The organism is uncultured Methanobrevibacter sp., from assembly GCF_902764455.1.
Lineage (GTDB): Archaea > Methanobacteriota > Methanobacteria > Methanobacteriales > Methanobacteriaceae > Methanocatella.
The window spans coordinates 110014-118876 of record NZ_CACWVY010000001.1 but is presented as its reverse complement, the minus strand read 5'-3'; the positions used below and the strand labels follow the sequence as shown (position 1 = coordinate 118876).

Annotated in this window: 8 protein-coding genes and 2 pseudogenes; 7 read left to right on the top strand and 3 right to left on the bottom strand. The window is 34.5% G+C overall.

Annotated features, from left to right (window positions below):
* From QZU75_RS00635 to QZU75_RS00625, 3 genes and pseudogenes are all read left to right on the top strand, one after another.
* A pseudogene (locus QZU75_RS00635) lies at positions 1–198 on the top strand (hypothetical protein); the annotation flags it as partial.
* Positions 199–276: 78 nt separating this feature from the next.
* Positions 277–1446 carry a methionine adenosyltransferase gene (metK, locus tag QZU75_RS00630; RefSeq protein ID WP_296881017.1) on the top strand — a complete coding sequence of 390 codons (1170 nt, stop codon included), beginning with the start codon at positions 277–279 and terminating at the stop codon, positions 1444–1446.
* Positions 1447–1736: 290 nt separating this feature from the next.
* On the top strand, positions 1737–4382 hold the full coding sequence (locus tag QZU75_RS00625; protein ID WP_296881016.1) for a CDP-glycerol glycerophosphotransferase family protein: 2646 nt from the start codon (positions 1737–1739) through the stop codon (positions 4380–4382).
* A 9-nt stretch (positions 4383–4391) separates the two neighbouring features.
* Here the strand turns inward: QZU75_RS00625 and QZU75_RS00620 are convergent, their stop codons facing one another.
* Both QZU75_RS00620 and QZU75_RS00615 read right to left on the bottom strand, forming a co-directional pair.
* The gene (locus QZU75_RS00620; RefSeq protein ID WP_296881015.1) at positions 4392–4634 is read right to left on the bottom strand and encodes a hypothetical protein; all 243 of its coding nucleotides are present in this window, start codon (positions 4632–4634) and stop codon (positions 4392–4394) included.
* A gap of 127 nt (positions 4635–4761) precedes the next feature.
* Positions 4762–5718, bottom strand: a complete 957-nt coding sequence (locus QZU75_RS00615) for a hypothetical protein (RefSeq protein ID WP_296881014.1) — start codon at positions 5716–5718, stop codon at positions 4762–4764.
* A 274-nt stretch (positions 5719–5992) separates the two neighbouring features.
* On the opposite strand from QZU75_RS00615, the gene QZU75_RS00610 reads away from it, so the two are divergent.
* Together QZU75_RS00610 and QZU75_RS00605 are read left to right on the top strand one after the other, a co-directional pair.
* Positions 5993–6511, top strand: a complete 519-nt coding sequence (locus QZU75_RS00610) for a nitroreductase family protein (RefSeq protein WP_296881013.1) — start codon at positions 5993–5995, stop codon at positions 6509–6511.
* 83 nt (positions 6512–6594) lie between these two features.
* Complete coding sequence (locus QZU75_RS00605; protein ID WP_296881012.1) at positions 6595–6885, top strand: hypothetical protein; 291 nt, start codon at positions 6595–6597, stop codon at positions 6883–6885.
* Here the strand turns inward: QZU75_RS00605 and QZU75_RS00600 are convergent.
* Positions 6882–7409, bottom strand: a complete 528-nt coding sequence (locus tag QZU75_RS00600; RefSeq protein ID WP_296881011.1) for a phosphatase PAP2 family protein — start codon at positions 7407–7409, stop codon at positions 6882–6884. The two genes, QZU75_RS00605 and QZU75_RS00600, sit on opposite strands and share 4 nt — an antisense overlap.
* Before the next feature lie 105 nt (positions 7410–7514).
* On the opposite strand from QZU75_RS00600, the pseudogene mtrA reads away from it, so the two are divergent.
* Both mtrA and QZU75_RS00590 read left to right on the top strand, forming a co-directional pair.
* A pseudogene (gene mtrA, locus QZU75_RS00595) lies at positions 7515–8030 on the top strand (tetrahydromethanopterin S-methyltransferase subunit A); the annotation flags it as partial.
* 413 nt (positions 8031–8443) lie between these two features.
* A complete protein-coding gene (locus QZU75_RS00590; RefSeq protein WP_296881009.1) occupies positions 8444–8791 on the top strand; it encodes a hypothetical protein in 348 nt (115 codons plus the stop codon).
* Positions 8792–8863: the final 72 nt, after the last annotated feature.

The window sequence follows — 8863 nt, the reverse complement described above, 5'->3', positions numbered from 1 at the left end:
AAAAAATTCATTCACTGCCTTGAAAAAAGACACAAAGGAAAATTAGACAATACTAACAACCAAATAGAAAATTACATTGGCAATACAATGCCACGAGCATATAAAAAGAAATTCAGAACAATGGAAGGAGTATTCAATCAAATTATGCTTCAAAAAAATGGATGGGTTGAAAAAAGAAATCAAGAGCTAACATTTTGACAGTCCCTTTAAAATACCAATATTCTTTTATTAAATGAAAAACATACATAACTAAAGTAATGTAATTTAGGTGAAAAAATGAGTGATGTTTATAGAACTTTTACATCTGAATCCGTAACTCAAGGGCATCCTGATAAGGTTGCAGACATTATTTCAGATGCAATCCTGGATGCATATATGGAAGGGGACTCAGAATCCCACGTTGCATGTGAAACTTGTGTTACAACAGATTTCTGTATGGTATTTGGTGAGATAACTTCAAATACTAATTTAGAAAAAGAGGACATTGAAAAAATCATAAGGGACACAATTATTGAAATCGGATATGACAAACCTGATTTGGAATTTGACGGTCACACCTGTAAAGTGGAAAACAGGCTCCACGCCCAATCTCAAGACATTAATCAGGGAGTAGCAAGAGAAGGCGAAACAGGAGCAGGAGATCAAGGTATGATGTTCGGTTTTGCAACTAATGAAACTGAAGATTTGATGCCGTTCCCAATAGATTTAGCACGTAAGCTTACAAACAAATTAACAGAACTCAGGGAATCCGGAGAAATCCCCTATTTAAGACCTGACGGTAAGGCACAGGTTTCAGTCAACTATGATAAGGATGGAAATGTCCACTCCATTGATGCTGTTGTTTTATCAACCCAGCATGATGAGACAATGTCAGACAATCAGGAACAATTGAAAGAAGACATTCGTGAAAAACTCTTCAAGGCAGTCATTCCACAGGAATTGATGACTGAAAATACAAAAGAGCACATCAACCCAACAGGAAAATTCGAAATCGGAGGTCCTCACGGGGATGCAGGTTTAACAGGACGTAAAATTATCGTGGATACCTACGGAGGATATGCAAGACACGGTGGAGGAGCATTTTCCGGAAAAGACTGTACCAAAGTGGATAGAAGTGCATGTTATATGGCAAGATACATTGCTAAAAACATCGTTGCAAGCGGACTTGCTGAAAAATGTGAAATTCAGCTTTCATATGCTATCGGTGTTGCAGAGCCAACCTCAGTAATGGTCGATACTTTCGGAACAGGAGCTGACATCGGTGATAAGACCATGGAAGAAATCGTTCGTGAAAACTTCCGTTTGACTCCTGACGGAATCATTGAAACTTTGGATTTAAGAAATACTTCTTACAAACAAACTGCCAAATATGGTCACTTTGGTATTGAAGGTCTTCCATGGGAGAAAACCGACAAAGCTGACGATCTGGCTAAATATATTCAATAGACTCATAGATTTCTCATCTTTGAGTTTCAATTTTTCTTTTTTTAAAATTTTTTTGCAGTTCACTATATCTGCAGATAATGCTTATCAGTAATTTGAATTATATCTTTCACTAAATTAATTGAAAGAGAATTTATTTTCATACTTAACATAAAAGCTAGTTGAAATATGGTTCGTATTTTTCATTTTATTGGCATATTAATCTGTCTTATTTGTGCAAAGATGCTGAAAGATTTTTCTTGAAATTGTTTATATAACATGCTCACAATAATAATAGTAAGGAGGAATTAATTTTGGCGTTTAAGATTTCAGTTGTCATGGCAGTTTACAATAAGCAAAGGTATGTAGCCGAAGCAATTGAATCGATTATCAATCAGAGCCTTGACTTTAAGGAAAATATTCAGCTGATTTTAGTCAATGATAAAAGTACGGACAATACTCGTGATGTTCTGGAAAAATACCAAAGGGAGTATCCTCAAAACATAATTCTCTTAAACAATGAAAAAAATATGGGGTCATCATATTCAAGAAACCGGGGTCTTAAACACGTTGATGCAAAGTATGTGAATTTCCTTGACAGTGATGATTATATGTCAAAGGATGCGTTTAAGGCAGCATTAAAGTTTCTCGATGAGTATTATGAGGTAAATATTGTATCTATTCCGATTGAATATGTTGGGGTTAAAAGAGGGCCTCACAATTTAAACTTCAAATATGAAAAAGACCAGGTCATTAACGTAATAACAGATCCTGCTTATATTCAGCTATCTGGGGCATCTGCTTTTTTCAGATTTGATGTACTTAAAAAATATCATTTCAATGAAAAATTGAGGATATCTGAAGATGCACTTTTGATAAATCAGATGCTTATGGAAAATCCTCTTTTGGGATTTTTATCAAAGCCGACATATTTTTATAGAAAGGATGGTACTCAAAATTCACTTATTACTTCATCTGCCTCTACAAAATCATATTTCACATCAAGAATAGACGAGTATTTTTTATCTCTGATATCATATGCCAAAAGCCGATTTGATGAGATTCCTAAATTCGTCCAGTATGTGCTGATGTATGATCTGCAGTGGATAGTTGAGATAAGAAAAATTGACACTCTGCTTTCCAGAGATGAAATGAAAACATTATATGATAAGATTCTTGAAATTCTCTCATATGTCGATGAGGATGTTATTTTAAATCAGCTGTCAATTCCGGCAGCATTAAAGGCACATGTAATTCTTATGAAAAGGTACGGTTGGGATTATTTAAACGATAAAGCCAATGTAGTCGACAATTTTAAACTGAATGCTCTTTTCATTGACAATTTTCACTTCCTGAACGAACGGGAAGTTTCAATCGATGGAATTTTAACTGATTTTACTGAAGATACTGAAATCACTGCTGTTATTGACGGTAAGGAAATTCCTACTGTTATAATGGACTATCCTCAAAGGGATAACTATTCGCTTAACTTCAATTATGGTTTTAACCATTGCTTTAAAGTCATTTTGCCATATAAAAGTGGCTCTGAAATATCATTTAAAAGCCAAAAGGGTGATTTAAAACTGGAATACTCTCAGACATCAAGGCTTAATGAGGTTTCAAAATTCAAACTTTCCAAAAACAATCTCGCCATTTCGGCTGAAGACAAAATTACAATTAGAGATAAATCAATATTCTTTGCTCTTAAGTTGGAATTCAGGACACTTCTTAACATGCTTAAGACAAAATCTCAGGGTTGGAGGACCGGTTCGTTTCTGAGGATGCTGAATGTTTTGGCATATCCTTATTATAGGAGAAAACATATCTGGATTTTTATGGATCTGCCTCAGGCTGCAGGAGACAATGCACTGGAGCTTTTTAAGTATGTAAACTCAATTGATAATGATGTTGAGACATTTTTTGTATTGGACAGCCTTCCCGAAGATGAATATGAGTATCTTTCAGGTTCCAGGAGATATAAGCTTATGAGGCTTTTGGGATACAATAAAAAAAGCGAGCAGTTTAAGGAACTTGAAAATTACGGTAAGATTTTACAGTACCGATCATTAAAGCACAGACTTTTCACGCTTTTCAGCGAATTTATAATCACATCTCACCCCGACAACACAATCATATATCCGTTTTGGGGTAACTACAAGCATGTATCTGGTCTTATCAAGTCAAAAACCGTATTTTTACAGCATGGTGTTACAAAGGACAATGTAGCCGAATGGTTAAATGATTTTGACAAACCCCTTGCAATGCTTGTTACAGTATCTGACAGGGAAAAGGAATCATTCAATAATCCAAACTACGGATATTCTCCAGACATCATCAAAACATTGGGATTTTCAAGGTTTGACAAGCTTGAAAATAACGATAAAAAAGAAATAGTCATAATGCCTTCATGGAGACGTCAGCTTGACCAGCTTTCACCGTCTGATTTTGTCAAAACTGATTTCTATAAGTATTTCAATGATTTGATAACTGATGAAGAACTTATTTCACGTACAAAAGAAGAGGGCTACAAGCTGATTTTCAAGCCTCACAGAAATCTGCATAAATTCATTTCCGCATTTACAAATCATCCTGACGTAACTTTTGATTTGGATTTAACAAACTACACTGATATATTCAACAACTCTTCACTTATCGTCACAGATTATTCTTCAATAGCTTTTGATTTTGCTTATCTTAAAAAGCCACTTATTTACTATCAATTTGACAATAATTATCACTTTGATGTTGAAAATGCCTATTTCAGCTATGAGGATGACGGTTTAGGGCCGGTTGTGAGGACACACGATGAGTTAAAGGAGACAATATTTAAAATACTTGACAACGGCTGCAGAATGGATGAAGTCTATGTAAAAAGGGTGGAAGGATTTTTCAAATACATTGACAAAAACAATTCCAAAAGGGTTTATGAAGAAATCCTTAAATTAGATACCTATTATTAAAGCTGACTTTTAGTCCACTTCAATATTGTTTTCTTTTAGTATTTTTTTTAATCGTGCAATTTCTTCGGAGATTTTAAGTTTATTTTCTGCAATTTTGAGTTTGTTTTCTGCGATTTTGAGTTTGTTTCTGGTGTCGTTAAGTTCATCAATGGCGTTGTTGAGTTGTTTTGTTCTTATTTCTTCCTTTTCAATTGCTTTTTTCAGTGTTGGTAATTCGTCAAGTAATTCGGGGTGTACGGCTTTAGTTATCATTGTTAATAACTCCTTTTTATGTATTGTCTCTGAAATGTAATCTAATTAGTTTTTTAAGTACGCAATGTTTTTCTAATTGGAGATTTGTTTCAAGATTTTTTACTTTTTTAAATGGTTCCATTATTGGTTAGTTGGCTTCAATGTTGTTTTCTTTTAGTATTTTTTTTAATCGTGCTACTTCTTCTTCGGCGATATTGAGTTTGTTTTCTGTGTTGGTGAGTTTGTTTCTGGTGTCGTTAAGTTTATCAATGGTGTTGTTGAGTTGTTCTGTTCTTTTTTCTTCATTTTCAATTGCTTTTTTTAGTGTTGGTAATTCGTCAAGTAATTCGGGGTGTATGGCTTTAGTTATCATTGTTAATAACTCCTTTGTTTTTTCTTTATCGTCTCTGAAATGTAATCTAATTAGTTTTTTAAGTACGTAATGTATTTCTAATTGGAGATTTGTTTCAAGATTTTTCACTTTTCCAAATAGTTCCACAATCTGTTTTGTATATTCATTTGCTTTGTTTTCTTGTGCAAACAATAAGATATAAGCAAAATCCAGAACTTCAATTTCAGATAATTTGTTCTTATTTTGTATATTATTTGTTAGAGTACTTAATCTTTGGGATATTTCTTTGTCATTAAATACGCGGAGGTATATTTTAAATGCATCTCCATGTGACTCATAGATTACTGTATGGTCTTCATCTCCTATGTTGGTTACTACTACATTTAAACTTGGTAATTTGTGTTTAAATGTTAATTGTAATTTGTAATCATATAATACATGAACTTTCTCAGGCGTCAATGCTTTGCTTTGTTGTTCCGGATTCAGCACTGATTTGCAGGGAAGTGTGTCGTCGGGTAATACCAGTTCGGCACCATCCATTCTAAAGCTTCTGTTGTTGATGGTAAAAACGTCAGTAGGTAACGTTTTTACAAATATCCCTGGAAATCTTAAACTAATGTGCTGTGCTTCACTATGATATTCCTGAAGGAATCTAAATGTTGAATCACGGGGATTGTCATTTTTTTCGTTCATAATGTCATTTACAATCTTTTTAATTTTTTCTGTATAAGGGATGGTCTTTCGGTTTTCCATAAAAACATCTCCTCTAATGGTGATTATAAAAACTGATTTTGATATCTTACATTGTCAATTAAAAATGTCTTATAAAATCAATTAATATCTTATTTATCGAATTTATTATATATAGATTTCTTAAAAAAAGATTTAAAAAGATTTATATAGTAAATAAAAGCTAAATCAATTTTATTTAATAAAATAAAACTTTCATGGGTCGTATAATTTTTTTAAATTAAAGCAATTTTACATTAACGATGAAATTTTATATCTTGAAAAACTAATTTTAAATATGGAATTCATGGATGTTTTACTCAAAAGAAGATCAACAAGAAAATTCAGCGGTGAAAAAATTACCAAAGAGGAACTTGATAAAGTTCTGCAGGCTGGTCTACTGGCTCCTTCAAGCATGAACAGGAAGCCGATTAATTTTATGGTTGTTGAGCGAAAAGAAACTTTAGAGAAATTGTCAAAGGTAAAAGACCATGGGGCTGAACTTCTGGCAGGTGCTGACAAGGCCATTGTTGTCATTGCAGATACTATGATAAGTGATACCTGGTGTGAGGATTCATCAATTGCTTTAACATACCTGCATCTTGCTGCAACAGATTTGAATCTTGCAAGCTGCTGGGTACAGATTCACATGAGAAAAAAGGATGGTGTATATGCAGAGGAAGTTGTCAGGGATATTTTAAAGCTTGACGAACACTACAGGATTGCAGGAATCATGGCGCTGGGCCATTCGGATGACATTCCTCCGGCACATGATTTGAGAGACATTGATAAAAATAAGATTCATTTCATGGTTTAACCCTTTTTAACCCTTGAGAAGTTACAAAATCTTTAAATAGATTCCACCATAAACTATCAAATAGATTAAAAGGAGTTTTAAATATGCATGTCAAGGATTTATTGGACAGTCTGGACTTAAGGCTAAAACTGCCTCAGCACTGGTATTCAACAGACATTGGAAACGAGTTTGAAGAAGGAAAACTAATTGAAAACGATGAAATAATCAAAATAGAGGCTGAAAGCGGTGATAAACGTAAGGTCATCATCATCGATGTTAATGACGGAATGAGCGTGGTTACTGTATTTCCCGACAAAAAAGTAATCGGAGTTAAATATCTCCAGAACAAGGATGATTTTGAATATATCGGAAAGCCTTCCGATTTATATTTCTAGTTCTTAAACACTTTTAAAACAACCACGCCACTCATTACACCTACTGTAGCACCGACTATAACGTCCAGAGGATAGTGAACACCGACATATACTCTTGAAAATGCAACAAGCACTGCAAAGGCAATCAAAAGAATTACAGCTATTTTATGGCTTCTGAATTCACTTACAAGAACTGTTATGATACTCATGGATGAGGCACTGTGTCCTGATGGAAATGAATTCGGTTCTGTTGGAATAACAAGCTGTCTGACATGTTCCAGAACGGTAAATGGCCGTGGACTGTGGAAAGCCAATTTCAGACAACCTGCAATTATTCCTGCAAGTAGAAGTGAAAAAAGGCACAGCTTTGCAATCTCGAAATATCTCTCCTTTTTAAAATACTTCAATACAATAAGCGCAATGATACACAATCCGAGGAGTGTCAGAAATCCACCGCAGTCGCATAATATTGGCATTATCATATCAAAAAAAGGATTTGCAAGGCCATTGTTAATAAGATAAAAAGCTTCAATGTTTATATTCATCAGTATTACTTTTGTTCATCTGATTTAAATATTTTACACATTGCATAATCTTTAAATATGCTTAAAATATATTTTTAAATATCAAAAATCTAGGAGGTTTAAATCATGGCTGATAAAAAAGCACCTGCAGACGGCTGGCCGGTAATCAGTGGAGATTACATTGTCGGCGATCCGGAAAGTCCGGTTGCAGTAACAACCCTCGCTTCTCACATTGAAGCAGAACTTTCAGGAGCTGCCATTGCAGGACCATGTAAAACAGAGAACTTAGGTATTGAAAAGGTTGTTGCAAACATCATTTCAAATCCTAATATTAGATTTTTAATTTTGGCTGGAGCTGAAGTGCAGGGCCACATTACAGGTCAGAGTTTCAAGGCACTTCATGAAAATGGGGCAGACCCCGACAAGAAAAAAATCATTGGGGCAACAGGAGCTATTCCTTTTGTTGAAAATGTCCCTCTGGAAGGTGTCGAAAGATTCCAACAGCAACTCGAAATTGTTGATTTAATCGACACTGAGGATATTGGTGCAATTCAATCCAAAATCAACGAATGTGTTGAAAAGGACTCTGGTGCACTTGAAGCGGATCCGATTGTCATGGAAGTTGATGAAGAAAACGAAAAAATGGTAATTGTATCCGGTAAAAAAGACAAAAAACAAGAAGCTGAAGCATAGTTTCAGCTTTCCTTCTATTTTTTTTGGCAGAAAAATACTCTGCCGCACATTTTCGCAGAATTTTTTTTATTATTTTCCGCCCTTTTGCATAGTCATTTTTGTGTTTTTTCTTAAAATATGCAAAAATAATACAAAGGTTTATATACTACTTCAAAGATAAAAGTAATTGTGACAATAGTATGTTGAATTTTTTAAGAAAATTATAAAAAAATCGTAAGGTTTATATACTATTACATTCAACATGATATTGCAACTTGCATTTACTCTAAAAAAATGCAATGGTTTTAGAAAGTTTTTTTCTAAAAAAGATTGTTGAATAACGCCACAAAACGTGGGAATTGTAAAAAAATAGAGGTGATAATGTGAACCATAACCATTCAATCAACTGGAGTGATAAAGTAAAAAGTCTCGACAAAACCATACGAGACGAAATAGGCATCGAAGGAGAAAACGAAGCCAAACACATCCTAATCAAGGTGCAAACAAAATCCGCTGAACCTATTGAACCGGCATTCATTGTTGGAGAGGATGAAGTCTTTTTGGACCTTTTCGTTCTATCTCCACAGGGGCCTGGCATAACTTCAACAACCGTGCTTAAGGATAACATCCAAAGCGTCGGCGTAATCGGAGGAGTTTCTGCAGAAAAAGTGGATCCTTCTGAAATCCCTGAGACCCCGCTTCTCGACGATGTGGATGGTCTTTACCAATAGAATGCTTATTTCAACCATGTCATTGTTTTAGGGAAGCTCACCACTTCCCAAAAATACTCCTTTTAAAGAGGC

Coding starts and splice junctions, on each gene's coding strand:
- QZU75_RS00620 (WP_296881015.1), bottom strand. CDS start 4,634: ATGATAACTAAAGCCGTACACCCCGAATTACTTGACGAATTACCAACA.
- QZU75_RS00600 (WP_296881011.1), bottom strand. CDS start 7,409: ATGAATATAAACATTGAAGCTTTTTATCTTATTAACAATGGCCTTGCA.
- QZU75_RS00605 (WP_296881012.1), top strand. CDS start 6,595: ATGCATGTCAAGGATTTATTGGACAGTCTGGACTTAAGGCTAAAACTG.
- QZU75_RS00615 (WP_296881014.1), bottom strand. CDS start 5,718: ATGGAAAACCGAAAGACCATCCCTTATACAGAAAAAATTAAAAAGATT.
- QZU75_RS00610 (WP_296881013.1), top strand. CDS start 5,993: ATGGAATTCATGGATGTTTTACTCAAAAGAAGATCAACAAGAAAATTC.
- metK (WP_296881017.1), top strand. CDS start 277: ATGAGTGATGTTTATAGAACTTTTACATCTGAATCCGTAACTCAAGGG.